The organism is Niallia tiangongensis (assembly GCF_044704065.1).
GTDB classification, from domain to species: Bacteria; Bacillota; Bacilli; order Bacillales; family Cytobacillaceae; genus Niallia; species Niallia tiangongensis.
Genome location: NZ_CP162613.1, coordinates 2935611 through 2954098, shown reverse-complemented (window position 1 = coordinate 2954098; position 18488 = coordinate 2935611). Strand labels below are relative to the sequence as shown.

The following is an 18488-nucleotide window of genomic DNA, read 5'->3' as shown; positions in this document are numbered from 1 at the left end:
ACAAAATTTGTATTGGTATACTAAACTAGAAGGATAAAGGACAAGGTACCCAAGAACCTGGGACAAATATTCTAACAAAAGATAAACCCAAACGATTATACGAAATGCTAATGGAAAGTTTCGTATAATCGTTTGGGTTTTTATTTGTTTATTGCTTTATTTAAAGGCTAAAGTAGACATTATTCTTCTTTACAGATTATCTCTTTAGTTGTGTTCCGTTCTTTTTTTATTGGATATATTTTAAAATTCTTAACAAGAGGAAAGCAAGAAAAAATCAAAAAAGTCTCCACTTTATAATAAATAGTTGTAACCTTTTAATTGCTTCAAACGAATAATAGGTGAAGACATCATAAGGGGGGAAACGATTGATTGATCCAAAGAACGTAGAATCCAGCATTGTTTCTATTTATAATGAGCATTATTTAGATGTTTACAGATTTCTCGTTTGTTTTTCAGGAAATCAAACAGACGCAGAGGATTTGACACAGGAAGTATTTATTCGCGTATTAAAAAAGATTGCCAATTTTCATAGTGGAAACAATTTAAAAACATGGATCTTTTCGATAGCAAAGCATGTAGCAGTGGATCACTATCGAAAAAAGAAATTTGCCACTATTTTTAAAGAAGGCTTTTTTAAACAGTTAGAAGCGAATGATAAAAAACCTGATGAAGCTTTTGAAATTTCCGAAATGAAACAAATGGTGCATGAGGCAATATCTACATTAAAACCTAATCATAGAGCTGTGGTAATTCTCCGTGGCATAAATGAATTTTCCATTAACGAAACAGCTGAAATTCTGCAGTGCACGGAATCAAAAGTTAAGGTAGATTATCATAGAGCGTTAAAAGCTCTAAAAAGAAAACTGAATTTTCATGCGGAGGAGGTTATAACAAATGCAAAATGAAAAAGACTTATTTGATATGATAAAGGATGCATATCCCCAACATCCGAGCAATGACTTTATCTTATCCACGGAAAATAGCCTTAGACAAAAGGCAAGGAAGGTGAATAGAAAATGGATGATTAAGAAGGTTTCTGCCATTTCAGCTGGATTTTCACTTTTCTCTTTCGCTATTTCATGGTTATTCTTTTTCAATGGGACAGAGAGTATTACAGGAGCTTTCCATAGTGTAGAAAATCAATCATCCCTTGCTATTGAAGAAAAAGATCCACTAGTTTACATTTATCATACTCATAATTCAGAATCATTTATGCCGGAGCTTGGCGTTACCAATCCTAATGAAGCCGTTAGTGATTCGGAAAATGTAACGTTGGTTGGTAAAGAATTAAGTAAGAAATTAATTGAAAAAAATATTAACGCTATCCATGATGACACCGATATTACAGGAATCTTATTAGAACGAAATTTATCTTTTACCGATTCTTATTCTATTTCAAGAGAAAAGTTACAGGCAACATTAAAGGAATATAAAAATATCAAAATGATTTTTGATATTCACAGAGGCTCAGAAAAAAGAACGGATACAACTAAAAACATTGATGGAAAAGACTATGCGAGAATTTTATTTGTTGTATCAATGACAAGTGATAATTATGAAGAAAATAAAGATTTTGCCTTCCAGCTTAATGAGAAATTACAACAATTATATCCTGGTCTATCAAGGGGTGTTTTAGAAAAAGGAGTAAATCCGCAAAACACATATAATCAGGATCTTCATAATGATTCTGTTTTATTAGAAATAGGTGGAGCTGAAAATTCTGTTGAAGAAGTATACAGAACTACAGATGCTTTTGCCGAAGTCATTAAAGAAATCATTGAAGAAAAAAAGAATAATTCAAGCTGGATGGGGCTTTTTACAGCCCCATCTTAATAGCAAATTAATGGATTATCATTATTTTGTATTCTTCTTCTTCGCAGCATTTTCTAATTTGCTTTTTGGAGATGGTGTTATATCAGCGTCTTGACCGTAGCCTTGTGGATTTACCCCGCCAGCTGCTTTTCCTCTATTTGTATGGTTTTTATTACTCATTGCATTCACCTCTTAAAGTCATAATGGAAATAAAAATCAATTATAGTATGGGCAAATAAGAATAATATCATCCGTAAATAAAGAGACTATTTGAAAGAGGTGATTGGATATGAATAAGGGCATTTATGTTGCCTTAATAAGCATTGGAATGGCTCAGTTTTTAAAAATTCCCATCCATTTTTTTAAAACAAAGAAGTGGGATAAAGGCTTGTTTTTTCAAACAGGAGGGATGCCAAGCTCTCACTCCGCGGGCGTTTCTTCTCTAACAACTTTCATCGCATTAAAACGTGGCTTACCAACCATTGATTTTGCTTTATCGCTTATTTTCGGATTAATCGTCATGTACGATGCTCAGGGAATTCGAAGACAGACAGGAGAATTAACGTTAAAGGTAAATGATTTAGGAGAGCTAGTAGATAAAATTAATACAGATAAGAATATTGCCTATAAAGAACAGCAACCAAAAAAGTTAAAAGAAATGCTAGGTCATCAGCCGCAAGAAGTATTTGGTGGTGCTTTATTAGGTATTTTTATCGGTTTCTTAGGGCATTTATGTACGAAGAAGAAAAAAACATTTATACGCCGTTAAAAAGAAGAGGCTGGGACAAAACTAAATAGCCAAGCTGTAAAGACGAACAATCTCTAATTTAGTTCTTAAATATAGGCTACTTTTTCATCCTGAATATTTATGATTTTAAATATAGTCAAGTGTAAAGTCTAATTCGTTCCTTCGTTTTTATCGCAAGCTGGAATACTTATGTCCCAGCCTCAATCTTTTTTTTAAGTTATCGAAGTAAATTGAAAAATCGTGACAATAGTCATTAAAGTTGTTAAATAGTGTTGAAAAAGCTAGAAAAATGTCGTGATATAAAGTAACATGTAGGTAAAAGGATAGAGGGGAATGTACGTTAAGTTTGAAAACGGTAGAGGAGTATTTGCTTTTTTTAGATGGGAAAGGCTTTTCCTTCGGTGACGATGCAATAGGTTTTATTTATTTTGGCAAAGCATATACAAATGCTACAGACGAGCTTGTAATTACAGCAATTGAATGTACTTTAAAAATACAAAAGAAATTTGATGGGAGCTTTTTTGTCTCTTTACTCGAGATGTTTATCGACAACGAACTGAAAACAAAAAAAGAAGTAATGAACTTTATAAAAAAAAATCATTTATTTCCACTTTAATGTATCTACATAGAGTGGCTTTTTTGTTTTTGTTAAACTATTATGGTGAACGAAGCACCATAATAGTTCAAATCGTATTAGAATGGAGAGTATAATAAATCTAAGGGAATTTTCTAATTACTTCTCTATAAAGCTACCTCTTTTAAATGCTGCAAGCAATGTTTTCCTCGGCAATTCGGAAAAAACCATTCCTAGTAAAATCAGCACACAACCAATCGTAGCACTAGCTGTTAACTGTTCATTATTAAAGAGATATGCAGTCATTGCTGCAAATACTGGTTCAGTTGCAAAAATCAACGCAACCCTAGTAGAATTGGTATATTTTTGTAAGCTTGTTTGGATTAAAAATGCCATAGCTGTAGCAAGGATAGAAGTAATGAGTAAAGCAATTATTACTTCTTTGTGGAAAATGATATTCATTTTAAAATTAGACATTGGATTCTCAAATAAAATGCTACCAATAAACCCTAGAATAGATACAGTGAAAAGCTGCACAATCGTTAATAATAACGTTGGATATTCTTTACTATATTTTCCTGTTAAGATGATTTGCAATGCAAAGCCTATGGCACAAATTAGTACAAAAAAGTCACCAATATTAAAAGAAAATGCCTTGCTTATTGTTAAGAGATAGAGACCAATTGTAGCAATAATAACACCAATAATATGAGTGATCAATAAAGCTTGTTTCATAAAAAGATACATAAATAAAGGAACAAGCACAACGCTTAATCCAGTTATAAAACCTGCTTTCGAGCTAGTCGTATATACTAGCCCAATTGTTTGAAAAGCATAGCCGATAAATAAACAGATACCTAAAATAATTCCGGCTTTTAAACAATGTATATTTATTTGCTTCAGTTGGGAAGGCTTAAATAGAAGTAACCATAGGAATAAAAAAAGAGCAGCTAGGAAAAACCGAATCCCATTAAAGATAAGTGGTTGCAAAAAGGCAATTGCATTTTGAACAATTACAAAGGTAGAACCCCATATTAGAGCAACAAATAAAAGGGATAAATCTGCAAATCGTTGAGAAGTATGTATTTTCAATGGACGATTCCTTTCCTTATTTATTTTTTCTAATTGCAAGTCTTGCTAATTCATCAGCTGTTTTATTATCATTACTTGGAATCCATTTAATAAAAAATAAATCCAATTCCCTTGCGAGCTTCAAGGCCTGTTCAAGAAGGGGGGCAAATTTTTTATTCTTAGCGAATTCCTTTTCAACAGCTCGACTTACTAATTCAGAATCTGTACGAAAGCTCACTGTGCGATAGTTTTTATCAATGCAGATTTCTAAAGCTTTAATCAATGCAAAATATTCTGCTTCATGATTACTCATCAAACCAAGTGGGAAAGAGTATTTCTCTGCAGAACCATGCCCTTTTATAAAGATACCAGCACCACTAGGACCAGGATTTCCAGCACTGGCGCCATCAATATAAACTTCAATCATTTTGATACCTCCTGAAATTTTGATATGATTAAACAATAATTGTGTACTAACTATTTTTTACAATTTGTTTTCATACAAAACGCAAAAGCTGTATATATATCATTAAACATGTAACCGAGTTATAAATATTAGATAGGCTCCTGTTGATGGATTGAAAAATGATATAATGACAAGCAATGGTTAATGTGAAAAGTAATAATGAATAAATGAAACGATGAAAATATTATAAATGAAAAAAAGATGTGATGGGAATGTTTTTTATAATTTTTTGCTTAGTAGCCTTTTAGCCAACTCCTAAGCAAGAAGACACCGAAGCTTCGAAAGTTACTTTATTTGTAGAAAGGTTGTACCATTATGAAATACAAATTGGAATATACATTTCAGATGAAGAAAAAGAAGGAAAGTATTCATTTTACTTCTGATTGGATCCAATCAGCTCTTGCTCTTGAAATAGGGGAGGAGTTGGAGAAACGAAATGATACAAAGGATCTTATTTTTTATGATGAAAAAGGAATAAGCTGGACATTAAAGGAATTACGAAAACTGAATGAAGAAATGGAAGAGGAGCCACATGATTTTACGATTTATTTTGATGGTGGCTACCATAAGGAAACAAAAACAGCAGGAATCGGTGTTGTCCTTTTCTTTCAGCAGGGCAAAAAGAAATTTAGAGTTCGGGCAAATGAATTATTTCATGATATTCTCTCTAATAATGAAGCAGAATACGCAGCCCTTTTTCACGCCTTAAATCTTTTGGAGGAACTAGAGGTAAGGGCTGTTACTTGTGAAGTAAAGGGGGATTCACAAGTAGTATTAAAGCAATTAGAAGGCGAATGGCCATGCTATGAAGAAGAATTAAATAGATGGCTCGATCGAATAGAAGCTAAAATTAAAAAATTACATTTAAATATGATATATACTTCTATTGGGAGAAATGAAAATAAAGAAGCGGATAAACTTGCAACTCAAAGCCTAGAAGGAAAGCGTATCTACAGTAAAATGCAATTGCTTTAATATGGTTATAGGTAAAGGAGGGGTGTGGCTTGGAACGAAAGAAACTGATTGAGGAAGCAGATGAGTTAATGAAAGATTATTGCAAGGATTGTTTTTTATATCGACAAAATAAATTAGAGTATGGAAAAAGAAGGGCTCACCGCTTTTGTATTTCGCAGTGTACGGTGGGTTATAAGCTAAAGGAATATGGAGAAAAATTATCAGGTGCGAAGTAAGGGGAAACATACTTCCACCTTTCGTCTTTTACTATTATTTTAAAGTAATCAGTCAAATTTATGATGGGCAAAAATAAAGGGAATTTCTCAAGAAGAAACCTTCTAGAAAAATCCCCTGACTACTATTATTAATATAATTTATTATTAATTATAGTTTAACAACATTAGCAGCTTGAGGTCCACGGTTTCCTTCAACGATTTCGAAAGAAACTTCTTGTCCTTCTTCTAATGACTTGAAACCTTCGCCTTGAATAGCAGTGAAATGTACGAATACATCGTCTCCACCTTCAACTTCGATAAATCCAAATCCTTTTTCGTTATTGAACCATTTTACTTTACCGTTTTGCATATTATATTTCCTCCTAAGCCTTTCAAGACACATGATTGGTGCCTATAAAATAAATATTCTCATAGAACAAAATAATAATAGAAAATAATTATTCTGAATTTTGTTAAATGATGACTATAATATACACGATAACCTATATGTAGTCAAGGTTTCTAAGCGTTTTTTCCGAAAATTTCACCAAAATTTTGAAAAGGCTTACTTGTTTAAAATTAGCAAGTAAACGGATACAACGAAGCTAATATCGAATTAATAATTTTGTATAGTGTGATACAATTTGTTTTAAATAATTTAATATGTCCTCTAAACTAAAATAATATGTTTCATAAATACTCATTTTCAACATATTATGAAGTAGCAGTTTTGTTTTTGAAGGAAATAGAATAAGAGGGTGGCATTAATGTATCGATTTTCGATTGAAAATGAAAATTGGATTTTGCGATTTACACCGAATACTGTATTAGAGGATGACAGCAAGGAGGCAGTTGTAAAAAGCATTCTTCAATTAGGGAATGTGTTACCCGCTTTTTCACATGGGAAGTCCTTTGTCATAATGGTTAAAAAAATCGGCTTAATCGTATTCAATGTAGAAAAGATCCCATCTCTTATTTTAACTGTGTCGAATATAATCGAAAAAGAAAATTGGTATATCCAAACAGACAGTAAGATAAAAAAGTACTTTATGTGAACTAGCTATCCAGCTAGTTTTTTTATATTATATTATATTATATTATATTATATTGTAGGTGTAGGTTGTTTTCTCCTTTATGAAAAACTTGTTTCCGCTTTCATATTTTAGTGGGAAGAACCGAGTGCTGACGGCATTCTAAGCGAATTTAATCTTGCAAAAATTTCCTATGAAAAAACGAAAAAATTATTCTCGAAATCATTGAATTATAAGGGAAAATATGTTTTTATTAACATGATTACTATTATAAAACCAAGTTTATTTTAGGAAAAAATAAACGAATGCAATTTAGGTAAAAAACTATAAATAAAAAGGGAAGATTTATTAAAATGATTGAAACGATTGTAAAGAGCAGTCAAAGTCCGTATTATGAAATATCTAGAGAAGACCAGATGATACTTAGCCCGTATGAAGGAACTGTAAATGAGATTCTAATGAAAGAAAAAGCTTATTTCTATGAGTGGGAAACGATTTTAACCATTAGAACTTTAGCAGGGGAAATAAAAGATGTAAGTGTTCCTTTTAGTGGATCCGTTGTGGAATTGTTAGTAAAGCCTGGTGATAAAATTGCCATAAATACGAGGCTGGCTTCTTTACAGGATGATTTACTAGTTACTGGTTGTGATTAATGATGCAAATGCAAAGAGCTTTGCAAAAATTAAAAAAGTATAAAATTGGTTATCGTACACTTAAAACAGCAGTGGCAGTTAGCATAGGTATATCTATTGCACAGTTTTTTCAATTAGATTTCTATGTATCTTCTGCGATAATTACAATCCTGTGTGTACAAAATTCCAAAAAGAAATCACTTCATAGTGCCTTCTCACGGTTTATTGCATGTATGCTTGCCATTCCATTTTCGTATATTTTCTTTGAGGGGATTGCATTTGAGCCCTATATTATTGGATTGTTACTATTGTTATTTATCCCAACAACCGTATTATTGAAGGTAAATGAAGGTGTAGTAACAAGTACGGTAATTATTCTCCACATATATTCTACCAATCAAATGACTTGGCAGGTTGTTTTAAATGAGTTGGGCTTAATCATAATTGGAATTGGTGCAGCATTACTTGTTAATAGTTATATGCCTAGTCTTGATAAAGAAATGAAATTTCATCAAAAGGATATCGAGCAATACTTTAAAGCTCTTTTGATGGATATGGTTGTGTATCTTCGCACAAAGGAAATGAAAGAAGATTTTGCATCAAAGTTAAAACAAGCTTCAGATGAGGTGCAATTTGCTAAATCCGTCGCGTATCGTGATGTCGAAAATCATTTTTCTAGAAAAGAAAATTATTATTACAAATATTTTACGATTAGAGAAAAGCAATTAGAAATTATTTCTAGGCTATTTGATCGTATTATATCTGTAGAGACCTTAGATAATCAAAGAGAGCTTGTCGCAGACTTTTTAGAAGAACTTAGCTTATGTGTCCATTCAGGAAATACAGCAGTACTGTTTTTAAGTAAGCTTCAGCGATTAGAGGAAATGATTAAACATGATAAACTGCCTGATGACTGGAATTCATTTGAAGAACAAGCCCATGTCTTTTTTGTTATAAAAGAATTAGAACAGTATTTACAAATAAAAAAATCCTTAAAGGTAGCCTATTAACGATATGCTCCTTCTTATCCTTTATAATGGACGGGGACTCTATTTACAGTTACGGTCTCCGTCTAACTTAGTAACAGAGTTAACATAGCAATAATGAGGCTCATCATCCCCTCACGCATCAGCTTCTTCATATTCTATTTCATTGTAAAAGGTAAGAAAAACAGAATCATATAATTAATTCAATAAAAAAAACCTCGAACTTACCCCATTTGCAATTTTATAAGTTTTACCCTTTCTATACATTTCTCTTTTTTGCGATTATAATGTTATCTTGTATAAAAAATATTGATGACCGTAAGTAATGAAAAAAGGTGATATAGATGAAATTAATATTGGCGGAAAAACCATCTGTATCGAAAAATATTGCAGATGCTTTAAAAATAAAAAATAGACAAGATGGTTATTTTGAAGGAAATGGCTATATTGTTACATGGGCATTTGGACATTTATTGCAATTAAATGATGCAAAAGATTATGATGAAAAAATGTCTACATGGAAACTAGAAAACTTTCCATTTATTCCTAGCAAATTTCAATATAAAGTGAAGTCAGATCCGAAAAATAGAGATAAGCCAGATCGTGGCGCAGAAAAACAGCTTAAAATCATTCACAGACTGATGAAAAGATCAGATGTAGATACGATTATTTCTGCATGCGACTATGATCGAGAAGGGCAGCTTATCGGGGATAGTATTATTTATAATTTAAGAACAGAAAAGGAAGTTTATCGTTTACTATTGAATGAATGGACGCCTAAAGAAGTATTAAGTGGATTAGAGAATCTTCGTTCCAACAAAGAACTGCGTCCCCTTCAAGATGCTGGTGTTAGCAGACAATGGGCAGATTGGTTAATCGGGATTAACTTAACATCTGTTGCCACTTTAAAATATCAAAAGGGCAAAGGGAAGGCATTAAATATAGGAAGAGTCTTACTTCCTACGCTTAAAATCATCTATGATCGTGATAAAGAAATTGAAACTTTTGTTCCAGAAAATTATTATAAACTACAAGCCACCTTTTTAACGGAAAACGGAAGCAGTTATTCAGGTACTTATATAGAAAATAAAGAAGAAAAGTTTAAGGCGGAACAATATTTAAAAGAATTAGAGGAACAAATTAAGGGCAAAACAGCAATTGTAAAAGATAAAAAGGTGCAGAAGAAAAAGGAATATCCACCTTTCTTATTTAATCTTTCTAATCTACAAGGCTATATAACTAGTAAATATAAAGGTTGGACAGCGGATAAAGTATTGAAGGTAGCACAAAGTCTTTATGAAAAAAAGTATATAACGTATCCGCGAACAGCAAGTATTGCATTAGAAGAAAGTCTAATTTCGAAAACGGAAAAAGTAGTAAATCTTCTTGCAACAGATTTACCATTTAAAGAGGAAATTAAATTTTTTCCATCCAAACGAATTTTCGATAATAAAAAAGTAGAGAGTCATAGTGCAATTATTCCCACGTATGTGTTACCTAAACGATTAACCCAAGATGAAGAACAAGTATATGAGGCGATAAAAAATCGATTATTAATGCAGTTTATGCCAGTTGCTGAGGTAGAAGAGACAAAAATCATTACAAGTATAAATCATATACAACTAAAGGGTAGCTTTATTACGAAAGGAAAAGTCCAATTAGTAGAAGGTTGGAAAAAAATCGAGAAAATTCAATCGAAAGATGTTATGCTTCCATTGGTACAAGTAGAAGAAGAGGTTTTTACTAGTGAAGCAGTAACGACAACCCATACTACGGAGCCTCCAAAAGAGCATACGGAAAAGACATTACTAAGGTTGATGGAAACATGCGGGAAAAACTTTGATGCAGAAAACGAAGAGGATGTTTTGACCATCTTAAGTGGTTTTAGTATTGGGACACCAGCTACACGAGCAGAAACAATAAAGAAGCTTAAAGATATAGGTTATATTGAAGCGGAAAATAAAAATTTAGTGTGCACAGATTTAGGAAGAAGAATAGTGGAAACCTTCCCAATTAAAGATCTGTTTAATTTAGATTTTACTGGTAAACTAGAAAAAGACCTATATGATATGGAAAAAGGACAATTTAGCAAAAAGCAATTTTTGCAAATGATTAGTAACTTCACGACCAACGCAGTGGAAACGATAAAAAAAGAAGCCGATATCATTATTCAAGAAGTCACATATGCTAAGCAAACGACAGAAGTGTTGGGGAAATGTCCCCTTTGTGGTCATTCTGTAGTAGAAGGAAATAAAGGATTTGGCTGCAGCAATTGGAAGAATGGCTGTAAATTCGTCATTTGGAAGAATGATAAATTTCTTGCAACTATGAAGAAAAAGCCGACAAAAACAATGGTCAAAATATTACTTAAAAATGGAAAAGCTCCTATCAAAGGATTAGTGAGCAAAAAAGGGAATAAATTCGATGCAATTATGAAATATGAGAAGAATCAAGATAATGAATATTTTAGTTGGAAAATGGAATTCCCAGAATAGATTTTCCTCGAAATTGTATCGATCCATAATATAGGGAGATAAAGCAATTTTCATCCTAAAAGAGGAAACAAGACAGCTATATTAAAAAGCTTACGTTAGAAAGAATCTTGTTTCCCCTTTTTTTTTATAGTAAAATGCTAAAGAAATGTTCTTTTAATCCCATGCCTTTTTTTAAAAGGCTATTTTCTTTCCATTATTATTGCCTAAAACAATTTGTTCGTAACGTTCTTATTCTCGGTTGATAAATAGTGGGAGTGCTTTCTTAAATGGGAGCACATACATAGATAAACTCATACAAGCATTTGCGAATAGAATAGAAAAAAGGAGAAATCCTGGTAAAGGAGGGGTTGAAAATTGCCGACACCTAGTATGGAAGACTATATTGAACGCATTTACAACCTAATTGAAGATAAAGGATATGCACGTGTATCAGATATTGCGGAAGGCCTATCTGTACATCCCTCCTCTGTAACAAAAATGGTTCAGAAATTGGATAAGGATGAATATCTTGTTTATGAAAAATATAGAGGTCTGGTTTTAACACCAAAAGGAAAAAAAATCGGTAAACGCTTAGTATACAGGCATGAACTCTTAGAACAATTACTTAGAATTATCGGAGTAAAAGAAGAGAATATTTATGAAGATGTGGAAGGAATTGAGCATCATTTAAGCTGGGATTCCATTGATCGAATTGGTGATTTAGTTCAATTTTTTGAGGAGAATCCAGAGTATACGAAAGAATTAAAGATTATTCAGCAAAAAAATGATTCACTAGATTAAAGAAAAAGGGTAATTCTCTCTTGGTATATGCTACATAGCTATAGTAGCATGATGCCGACAGAGAATTGCCCTTATTGTTTTTGGAATGTCAACACTAAACTGGACAAAAAATTAAAGGGCTTGCTTTCTAAATTCTACAGGTGTTACATATCCAAGTGTTCCGTGAATTCGAATGTTGTTGAACCAATGAACATAGTCATCAAGTTCAAGGGCGAGTTGTTCAAGGGAAGAAAAATGAGCTCCATTAGCGAATTCTGTTTTAAATACCTTAAACATTGCTTCGGCAACGGCATTGTCATAAGGACAGCCCTTCATACTTAAGGATCTCTGAATCCCGAATGTTTCTAGTGCTTCTGAAACTAGTTTATTATCAAACTCTTTTCCGCGGTCAGTATGAAACATGTTGACATCATTTAAATTCGCTTGAATGCGCGCGATTGCCTGGTATACAAGTTCTGCGGTCTTATTTGAACCAGCACTATGGCCAATGATTTCACGATTGAAAAGGTCAACAAATAAGCATACATAATGCCACCTTTTTCCGACACGAACGTATGTTAAATCACTTACAATAACGGCTAAATACTCCTCTTGTTTAAATTGACGCTGTAATTCGTTTTTCACTGGTGCCTCATTACAGGTTGACTTATGAGGTTTATACTGCGCAACTGTATAGTTTGAGACAAGGCCCATTTCGTTCATTAACCGGCCAATTCTCCGACGAGATACCTGCTTTGGATCTGGCAACTTAGCTAATTCTTTTTTTATTTTACGTGTCCCATAGTTATTACGACTTTCTTTAAAGATACGGGCAATTTCCTTGGAAAGCTCTTTATCTTCAGCTTTCTGTGCACGTTTACCTGTTACATCGGCATGATAGTAATACGTACTTTTGGGGATATCGAGGACGTCGCACATTGCTGATACCGAATATTTGTGAGCGTTATTACAAATCACATTTATTTTCGTCCCATGATCAGCGCGGCTTGCTTTAAAATGTCGTTCTCCATAAGTAAACGCTGATTTTCTTTGCGAAGGCGCATCAACTCAGATTCTTTTTCTGAACGATTATCCTTCGCAGCGAAGGAACCTGTTTCTTGATGATTCTTAATCCAACGATCTAGCGCAGATGGAGTAATATCATATTCTCTAGCAATATCCGCACGCGATTTGCCATTTTCATATAGCTTCACTAATTGGAGTTTAAATTCGGGAGTAAAAGTTCGACGTTGACGTGTCATTTTAGCACGCTCCTTTTATTCATTAGTCTAAGTTTACATCCCCTTATTTTATCTGTCCAACTTAGTGTAGCCTATCCATTTTTTTTTAGTTAAAAGATGGGTGGATAATTGTCAAAGCTATCTATAATAGAAAAGGATAAATCCTCTTCTTCTTGTACATTTTCAGTAACTACTACCCCCTCGATAACACCAGTTTCAATATCCATCAAAGCTTTACGATAGGAAATAACTCTTCCGTTTGAAGTTTTAAAACTAATAATGTCTCCCATGTGATTTCTTTCAACAGCGATAATTTTTTCCATACTTCTTAGCTCCTTTCCTCGTAAATATATGAATCTTAACCATTCTACCAAATAATCGTATTTACAAAATTTATGAAAATTATCATATCCAAGGCTATGTTTTCCATAACAGGAGTAAATATATTTATTTCTACCCTATTTTTATATTTTCATGCAACCTGCTAGATGATATCCTTAAATTAACAATTTTTATAAAGAGGTGAGAACATGGGAAGATATGGATTAGAAGAGTTCTTGGCAAAAACAGAGCAAAAAGATAAGAATGAGGGACTTTTTGAGTTAGAAACAGAAAGAATGCTTGAAATAAATTTAACCAGTCAAATATGGGCCAAAGCTGGAAGTATGGTTTCTTATCGTGGAAATATTCGATTTACACGGGAAGGGATTTTGGAACACGGACTAGGCAAAATGTTTAAGAAAGCCTTTACAGGAGAAGGAGCTTCATTGATGAAAGCAGAAGGGAATGGACAGCTATATTTAGCAGACCAAGGAAAGAAAATTTCTATTCTGCATTTAAATGGAGATTCAATTTTTGTAAACGGTAATGATCTACTCGCTTTTGAACCAACAATCAAATGGGATATTAAGCTAATGAGAAGAATTGCAGGCGTGCTATCTGGTGGTTTATTTAATATTAACCTCACTGGTAGGGGAATGGTAGCAATCACGTCTCATTACGAACCACTAACACTACGAGTTACTTCACATAACCCTGTTTTTACTGACCCTAATGCTACTGTTGCATGGTCTGGCAACTTGCAGCCAGAGTTTGTAACAGACATTTCTCTTAAAACCTTTTTTGGAAGAGGGAGTGGGGAATCTATTCAAATGAAATTTTCTGGAGAGGGGTTTGTAGTTATTCAGCCATATGAAGAAGTTTATTTTTCAAATGCTGGCAACAATAATGGCTAATTTTTCATGTGAAATGCATAAAAGGCGAGGGATTCTGCTGGTCGAGCGGGTTTTTCCCTCGCTTTTTTACACTTTCTAAGCAAGTATTCTATTTTATTTCCATTCGTAAGGTGTTTCTTGGTAGACATAATAGTTCAGCCAATTAGAAAATAATAAATGGGCATGAGAGCGCCAACTGTTTAAGGGCCGCATACTCGGATCGTTATTTGGAAAATAATGCAGTGGAAGATGGATGTTTAATCCTTTTTCTTTATCCCTTTTATACTCCTCTGCTAATGTAACAGAATCATATTCTAAGTGACCAGTCACCATAATTTGTTTTCCATTATTTGCGCTAATGATAAAGGCTCCAGCGTCTTCTGAGGCAGATAATAGCTCTAAATTCGGATGTTTCTTAATTTCTTCTATCGCTACATTTGTATGCCTCGAGTGAGGAGCTAAAAAGCTATCATCAAAGCCGCGCATTAGTTTATAAGATGGGTTTAAAACATAGTGAGAATAAATTCCATAACATTTTTGTTCTAATTCGTATTTATTTATTCCAAAATGATGATAAAGGGCTGCTTGAGCTCCCCAACAAATATGGAGAGTAGAAGTAACATTTGTCTTTGACCATTCCATTATTTTCGTTAATTCTTCCCAATAATCGACTTCTTCAAAACTCATTAATTCTACAGGTGCTCCTGTAATGATCATTCCGTCGTATCGATTGGGTTTTATTGCCTCAAAGTCTCGATAAAATTGTTCAAGATGGTATGGACTTGTATTTTTTGATTCATATGAAGCCGTTCTTAAAAAGGAAATATTCACTTGTAAAGGGGTATTTCCAAGCAATCGTAATATTTGAACCTCCGTTTTTTCCTTTTGGGGCATTAAGTTTAATATTAATATGTTTAATGGTCGAATATCCTGTGCTTTTGCCCGGCCTTCTTCCATTACAAATATATTTTCATCTTCTAGTATTTCTCGTGCTGGCAAAAGATGAGGAATTTTTATTGGCATATAGGTATGTCTCCTCCTAATTATCATCTTATTATGATTTCAATGGTAGAAATAGTAGTGTTACATAAAATGTTTGGTGTTTATATATTTTTAAAATAAAATAATATATAAAGTGTTTAAAATCGAATTTTTTTACGAAAAGATACTTTCTCTAACCGATAACATAGCTTATTATAAAATTGATTTGAATATGTCGCAATCATAATGTTTAGAATTTTTTAAATGATAGCTTATTTTATTAGCTTATAATGGAAAATTTTTAATAAGAGAACAATAATGGGAAGGAGAAAAAAGCGATTTGTTAGTGGAGTCAATAAAGTGATTTTGTCGAAACGTGTACTTATAACTTGTTTTTTATTGTACAATAATATTTGAAGGTTAAAATTGCAGAGGGAAATCATGGAGGTAAAGACGGAAATGAAATCTGACATCGAAATTGCTCAACAAGCAGTAATGAAACCAATCATACATATTGCCGAGAAAATGGGCCTAACTGACGAAGATATTGAATTATATGGAAAATATAAAGCGAAAATATCCTCACAAACATTAATTGAATTGAAAAAAAATAAATCAGGTAAATTGATTCTAGTAACTGCTATTAACCCAACTCCAGCCGGCGAAGGGAAATCAACAGTGACAGTTGGTTTAGGCGATGCATTAAATAAATTACAAAAAAGAGCGGTCATTGCAATGCGAGAACCTTCTTTAGGTCCAACTATGGGCATAAAAGGGGGAGCTGCTGGTGGCGGAAATGCACAAGTGCTTCCAATGGAGGATATCAACCTCCACTTTACAGGAGATCTTCATGCAATTACCACTGCTAATAATGCTTTGGCTGCATTAGTTGACAACCATATTCATCAAGGCAATGAATGCAGAATTGATCAGCGCAGAATCGTATGGAAGAGAGCGGTTGATTTAAATGACCGTGCCCTAAGAAAAGTAGTAATCGGCTTAGGAGGTCCCTTACAAGGAGTACCTAGAGAAGATGGGTTTGACATAACAGTCGCTTCTGAAATTATGGCTGTATTATGTTTGGCAGCAGATATCAGCGATTTAAAGAAACGATTATCTCAAATGGTTGTTGCCTATAATATAGATAGAGAGCCAGTAACAGTCGGTGATTTGAAAGTAGAAGGGGCACTTACTTTATTGTTGAAAGATGCGATAAAGCCAAATTTGGTGCAAACAATTGAACATTCTCCAGCAATTATTCATGGAGGTCCATTTGCTAATATAGCTCATGGCTGTAATAGTGTCATTGCAACAACAACCGCTGCTAAATTAGGGGATTATGTAGTAACGGAAGCAGGATTTGGAGCAGATTTAGGGGCAGAGAAATTTTTGAATATTAAGTCGAGAAATAAAGAGATAAATCCAGAGATTGTCGTTATTGTTGCAACAATTCGCGCATTAAAAATGCATGGTGGAGTTTCGAAGCAAGAACTATCGGTAGAAAATACGGAAGCATTAAAATCCGGTTTTGCAAATTTACAAAAGCATGTGGAGAGCATAAACGAATTCGGTTTACCATTTGTTGTTGCGATTAATAAATTCGTGACAGACACAGATGCAGAAATTGATGTATTGAAACAGCTTTGTGAACAAGCGCAAATTCCAGTGGCCTTAACAGAAGTATGGGAAAAAGGTGGGGATGGTGGCATCGAATTAGCTCAAAAGGTGTTAGCGATATTGGAGAAGAAGAAACACAATTTTGAGCATATATATTCATTAGATGCTTCGATAGAAGAAAAAATACACATAATTGCAACGAAAATTTATGGAGCAAAGAGTGTTGAATATTCTTCTAAAGCAAAAAAACAGATTGCTGACTTTGAAAAATATGGCTGGGCTAACCTTCCTGTTTGTATGGCAAAGACACAGTATTCTTTATCAGATGATCCGGCGTTAATTGGCAGACCAGAAGGGTTTTCAATCACGATTCGAGAATTTAAGCCTTCTATTGGTGCTGGTTTCCTTGTGGCGCTTACGGGTGATGTTATGACAATGCCTGGATTACCAAAAAAGCCTGCTGCCTTAAATATGGATGTAGACGAGAATGGGAAAGCGGTAGGGCTGTTTTAAACGTAGTTAATCTTAATAATCAAGCGCAAGGTATTGCATGCCAAAAGTAGCAGAGGCTTTACATTTCTCTGCTACTTTTGGCAAGGTGCTTGCGCTTTTTTAAGCGGTAAAGAAAAGGAGAAAAAGAATGTTTGATCCAACTGCCTTTGAAAACATGAGAACAGTAATGGAAGGTCTTATTTATGATAGAGATTTGGATGGAGATATCGTAGTCATAGACCGAAATGATTTATTTAATAGTAGTAAACTAACAAGGAATTATACGATTACTTTTAGGTTAAAAAATCAACAAAACGCAAAGATAACATTCGAATTATCGGCAGATTTGCAAAATTTATCTGCAGAGTTATTAGCAAGTACAAACAAGGAAAACTTGATTGGTTCCTCTATCTATATTCACCTATATTTACGGCATAAAAAGTCTGAATCACTTTATCCTATGCTACAAAACATAGTCGAAGATATTTGGGGAAAAGATATGAAGATTACCCAAGAAATTAGTTTTTATCCACTTGATGCTGAGCAAATAGTAAATAATCATATTACAATTGATTTTAAACGCTTAATTACCGAAGAACAAATAGATGATATGATTACTATGATGGAATTTATGGAAAAAACATTACTTTCCCTTTACTCTGTTGATGCATTATTAACTGTATAAGGAGATGATAAAATGAATATTTATGATTTTGAAGTAAAAACAATGGATGGAGACTTACAATCATTAAGCAAATATAAAGAGAAAGTATTATTGATTGTAAATACAGCTAGCAAATGTGGTTTTACTCCTCAATTTAAAGAGTTGCATGAATTGTATCAAACGTATAAAGATAAGGGATTCTCTGTATTAGGATTCCCGAGCAATCAGTTTTTGAATCAGGATCCAGGAACAAACGAGGAGATTATCTCGTTTTGTGAAATTAACTATGGTGTAACGTTTCCGATGTTTGCAAAAATCGATGTAAATGGAAAAACGGCAGATCCACTCTATCAATATTTAACAAAAGAATCACCTGGGACGCTTGGAGTAAAGGCGATTAAGTGGAATTTTACAAAGTTTTTAATTGATCGAGATGGAAAAATAATCGGGCGCTATGCACCAAATACAAAGCCATCCGAAATAAAAGAAGAGATTGAAAAGCTCTTGAATCATTAAACATTAAAAAAGGGATTCTG

General features: G+C 33.4%; 22 protein-coding genes. 15 read left to right on the top strand and 7 right to left on the bottom strand.

Translation table 11 applies throughout. From position 1 onward, the window contains the following. Window positions 1–365 precede the first annotated feature (365 nt). Together AB3U99_RS14200 and spoIIP are read left to right on the top strand one after the other, a co-directional pair. Window positions 366–905, top strand: coding sequence for an RNA polymerase sigma factor (locus AB3U99_RS14200; protein ID WP_400241913.1), 540 nt, complete (start codon window positions 366–368; stop codon window positions 903–905). Then, a complete protein-coding gene (gene spoIIP / locus AB3U99_RS14195) occupies window positions 895–1833 on the top strand; it encodes a stage II sporulation protein P (protein WP_400241911.1) in 939 nt (312 codons plus the stop codon). The genes AB3U99_RS14200 and spoIIP overlap by 11 nt, the downstream gene beginning before the upstream one ends. 21 nt (window positions 1834–1854) lie before the next feature. Here spoIIP and sspL read toward each other — a convergent pair whose 3' ends face one another. Next, complete coding sequence (gene sspL, locus AB3U99_RS14190; RefSeq protein WP_400241909.1) at window positions 1855–1992, bottom strand: small, acid-soluble spore protein L; 138 nt, start codon at window positions 1990–1992, stop codon at window positions 1855–1857. 109 nt (window positions 1993–2101) lie between these two features. On the opposite strand from sspL, the gene AB3U99_RS14185 reads away from it, so the two are divergent. Together AB3U99_RS14185 and AB3U99_RS14180 are read left to right on the top strand one after the other, a co-directional pair. Continuing rightward, window positions 2102–2581 (top strand): divergent PAP2 family protein, encoded by a 480-nt coding sequence (locus AB3U99_RS14185; protein WP_400241907.1) that lies wholly within the window; start codon window positions 2102–2104, stop codon window positions 2579–2581. A gap of 325 nt (window positions 2582–2906) precedes the next feature. Continuing rightward, window positions 2907–3176 carry a DUF6123 family protein gene (locus AB3U99_RS14180; RefSeq protein ID WP_400241906.1) on the top strand — a complete coding sequence of 90 codons (270 nt, stop codon included), beginning with the start codon at window positions 2907–2909 and terminating at the stop codon, window positions 3174–3176. A 117-nt stretch (window positions 3177–3293) separates the two neighbouring features. On the opposite strand, the gene AB3U99_RS14175 is transcribed toward AB3U99_RS14180, so the two are convergent. Together AB3U99_RS14175 and AB3U99_RS14170 are read right to left on the bottom strand one after the other, a co-directional pair. After that, on the bottom strand, window positions 3294–4226 hold the full coding sequence (locus AB3U99_RS14175) for a DMT family transporter (protein WP_400241905.1): 933 nt from the start codon (window positions 4224–4226) through the stop codon (window positions 3294–3296). Window positions 4227–4242: 16 nt separating this feature from the next. Next, window positions 4243–4632: a reverse transcriptase-like protein gene (locus AB3U99_RS14170; protein ID WP_400241903.1), complete on the bottom strand. Its 390-nt coding sequence runs from the start codon at window positions 4630–4632 to the stop codon at window positions 4243–4245. Window positions 4633–4986: 354 nt separating this feature from the next. On the opposite strand from AB3U99_RS14170, the gene AB3U99_RS14165 reads away from it, so the two are divergent. Both AB3U99_RS14165 and AB3U99_RS14160 read left to right on the top strand, forming a co-directional pair. After that, on the top strand, window positions 4987–5646 hold the full coding sequence (locus AB3U99_RS14165; protein WP_400241902.1) for a reverse transcriptase-like protein: 660 nt from the start codon (window positions 4987–4989) through the stop codon (window positions 5644–5646). 29 nt (window positions 5647–5675) lie between these two features. Further along, window positions 5676–5861 (top strand): zinc-finger domain-containing protein, encoded by a 186-nt coding sequence (locus AB3U99_RS14160; RefSeq protein WP_400241900.1) that lies wholly within the window; start codon window positions 5676–5678, stop codon window positions 5859–5861. Between the two features lie 148 nt (window positions 5862–6009). Here the strand turns inward: AB3U99_RS14160 and cspD are convergent, their stop codons facing one another. After that, complete coding sequence (gene cspD / locus AB3U99_RS14155; RefSeq protein WP_009332654.1) at window positions 6010–6210, bottom strand: cold-shock protein CspD; 201 nt, start codon at window positions 6208–6210, stop codon at window positions 6010–6012. Window positions 6211–6607: 397 nt separating this feature from the next. Between cspD and AB3U99_RS14150 the strand changes: the two genes are divergently transcribed. The 5 genes from AB3U99_RS14150 to mntR all read left to right on the top strand — a co-directional run bounded on the left by AB3U99_RS14150 (window position 6608) and on the right by mntR (window position 11764). Next, complete coding sequence (locus AB3U99_RS14150; RefSeq protein ID WP_400241896.1) at window positions 6608–6895, top strand: hypothetical protein; 288 nt, start codon at window positions 6608–6610, stop codon at window positions 6893–6895. A gap of 329 nt (window positions 6896–7224) precedes the next feature. Next, window positions 7225–7524, top strand: coding sequence for a hypothetical protein (locus AB3U99_RS14145; protein WP_400241894.1), 300 nt, complete (start codon window positions 7225–7227; stop codon window positions 7522–7524). After that, window positions 7524–8513 carry an aromatic acid exporter family protein gene (locus tag AB3U99_RS14140; RefSeq protein ID WP_400241893.1) on the top strand — a complete coding sequence of 330 codons (990 nt, stop codon included), beginning with the start codon at window positions 7524–7526 and terminating at the stop codon, window positions 8511–8513. Before AB3U99_RS14145 ends, AB3U99_RS14140 begins: the two co-directional genes overlap by 1 nt. A gap of 320 nt (window positions 8514–8833) precedes the next feature. Further along, a complete protein-coding gene (locus tag AB3U99_RS14135; protein ID WP_400241891.1) occupies window positions 8834–10984 on the top strand; it encodes a DNA topoisomerase in 2151 nt (716 codons plus the stop codon). 354 nt (window positions 10985–11338) lie between these two features. Then, window positions 11339–11764, top strand: a complete 426-nt coding sequence (gene mntR, locus AB3U99_RS14130) for a transcriptional regulator MntR (RefSeq protein WP_400241889.1) — start codon at window positions 11339–11341, stop codon at window positions 11762–11764. A gap of 111 nt (window positions 11765–11875) precedes the next feature. On the opposite strand, the gene AB3U99_RS14125 is transcribed toward mntR, so the two are convergent. Together AB3U99_RS14125 and AB3U99_RS14120 are read right to left on the bottom strand one after the other, a co-directional pair. Continuing rightward, window positions 11876–13005, bottom strand: a protein-coding gene (locus AB3U99_RS14125; protein ID WP_400241888.1) for an IS3 family transposase whose coding sequence is annotated in 2 segments (ribosomal slippage) — window positions 11876–12759 and window positions 12759–13005 — 1131 coding nt in all. Because the reading frame shifts where the segments join, the coding sequence is not laid out codon by codon here. Window positions 13006–13094: 89 nt separating this feature from the next. Further along, window positions 13095–13307 carry a DUF3892 domain-containing protein gene (locus tag AB3U99_RS14120; protein ID WP_400241886.1) on the bottom strand — a complete coding sequence of 71 codons (213 nt, stop codon included), beginning with the start codon at window positions 13305–13307 and terminating at the stop codon, window positions 13095–13097. A gap of 207 nt (window positions 13308–13514) precedes the next feature. On the opposite strand from AB3U99_RS14120, the gene AB3U99_RS14115 reads away from it, so the two are divergent. Continuing rightward, on the top strand, window positions 13515–14219 hold the full coding sequence (locus AB3U99_RS14115) for an AIM24 family protein (protein ID WP_400241884.1): 705 nt from the start codon (window positions 13515–13517) through the stop codon (window positions 14217–14219). A gap of 93 nt (window positions 14220–14312) precedes the next feature. On the opposite strand, the gene metA is transcribed toward AB3U99_RS14115, so the two are convergent. After that, the gene (metA, locus tag AB3U99_RS14110; protein ID WP_400241882.1) at window positions 14313–15221 is read right to left on the bottom strand and encodes a homoserine O-acetyltransferase MetA; all 909 of its coding nucleotides are present in this window, start codon (window positions 15219–15221) and stop codon (window positions 14313–14315) included. 399 nt (window positions 15222–15620) lie between these two features. On the opposite strand from metA, the gene AB3U99_RS14105 reads away from it, so the two are divergent. The 3 genes from AB3U99_RS14105 (at window position 15621) to AB3U99_RS14095 (ending at window position 18468) form a co-directional block, all read left to right on the top strand. Further along, window positions 15621–17309 (top strand): formate--tetrahydrofolate ligase, encoded by a 1689-nt coding sequence (locus AB3U99_RS14105; protein WP_400241880.1) that lies wholly within the window; start codon window positions 15621–15623, stop codon window positions 17307–17309. 127 nt (window positions 17310–17436) lie between these two features. After that, window positions 17437–17973, top strand: coding sequence for a hypothetical protein (locus AB3U99_RS14100; RefSeq protein ID WP_400241879.1), 537 nt, complete (start codon window positions 17437–17439; stop codon window positions 17971–17973). A gap of 12 nt (window positions 17974–17985) precedes the next feature. Continuing rightward, window positions 17986–18468 carry a glutathione peroxidase gene (locus AB3U99_RS14095; RefSeq protein ID WP_400241878.1) on the top strand — a complete coding sequence of 161 codons (483 nt, stop codon included), beginning with the start codon at window positions 17986–17988 and terminating at the stop codon, window positions 18466–18468. Window positions 18469–18488: the final 20 nt, after the last annotated feature.

Bases quoted from the DNA above. Each gene is read 5' to 3' on its own strand.
- spoIIP (WP_400241911.1), top strand. From the start codon at position 895: ATGCAAAATGAAAAAGACTTATTTGATATGATAAAGGATGCATATCCC.
- sspL (WP_400241909.1), bottom strand. From the start codon at position 1,992: ATGAGTAATAAAAACCATACAAATAGAGGAAAAGCAGCTGGCGGGGTA.
- AB3U99_RS14185 (WP_400241907.1), top strand. From the start codon at position 2,102: ATGAATAAGGGCATTTATGTTGCCTTAATAAGCATTGGAATGGCTCAG.
- AB3U99_RS14170 (WP_400241903.1), bottom strand. From the start codon at position 4,632: ATGATTGAAGTTTATATTGATGGCGCCAGTGCTGGAAATCCTGGTCCT.
- AB3U99_RS14165 (WP_400241902.1), top strand. From the start codon at position 4,987: ATGAAATACAAATTGGAATATACATTTCAGATGAAGAAAAAGAAGGAA.
- cspD (WP_009332654.1), bottom strand. From the start codon at position 6,210: ATGCAAAACGGTAAAGTAAAATGGTTCAATAACGAAAAAGGATTTGGA.
- AB3U99_RS14150 (WP_400241896.1), top strand. From the start codon at position 6,608: ATGTATCGATTTTCGATTGAAAATGAAAATTGGATTTTGCGATTTACA.
- AB3U99_RS14145 (WP_400241894.1), top strand. From the start codon at position 7,225: ATGATTGAAACGATTGTAAAGAGCAGTCAAAGTCCGTATTATGAAATA.
- AB3U99_RS14140 (WP_400241893.1), top strand. From the start codon at position 7,524: ATGATGCAAATGCAAAGAGCTTTGCAAAAATTAAAAAAGTATAAAATT.
- AB3U99_RS14135 (WP_400241891.1), top strand. From the start codon at position 8,834: ATGAAATTAATATTGGCGGAAAAACCATCTGTATCGAAAAATATTGCA.
- AB3U99_RS14120 (WP_400241886.1), bottom strand. From the start codon at position 13,307: ATGGAAAAAATTATCGCTGTTGAAAGAAATCACATGGGAGACATTATT.
- AB3U99_RS14115 (WP_400241884.1), top strand. From the start codon at position 13,515: ATGGGAAGATATGGATTAGAAGAGTTCTTGGCAAAAACAGAGCAAAAA.
- metA (WP_400241882.1), bottom strand. From the start codon at position 15,221: ATGCCAATAAAAATTCCTCATCTTTTGCCAGCACGAGAAATACTAGAA.
- AB3U99_RS14105 (WP_400241880.1), top strand. From the start codon at position 15,621: ATGGAGGTAAAGACGGAAATGAAATCTGACATCGAAATTGCTCAACAA.
- AB3U99_RS14100 (WP_400241879.1), top strand. From the start codon at position 17,437: ATGTTTGATCCAACTGCCTTTGAAAACATGAGAACAGTAATGGAAGGT.
- AB3U99_RS14095 (WP_400241878.1), top strand. From the start codon at position 17,986: ATGAATATTTATGATTTTGAAGTAAAAACAATGGATGGAGACTTACAA.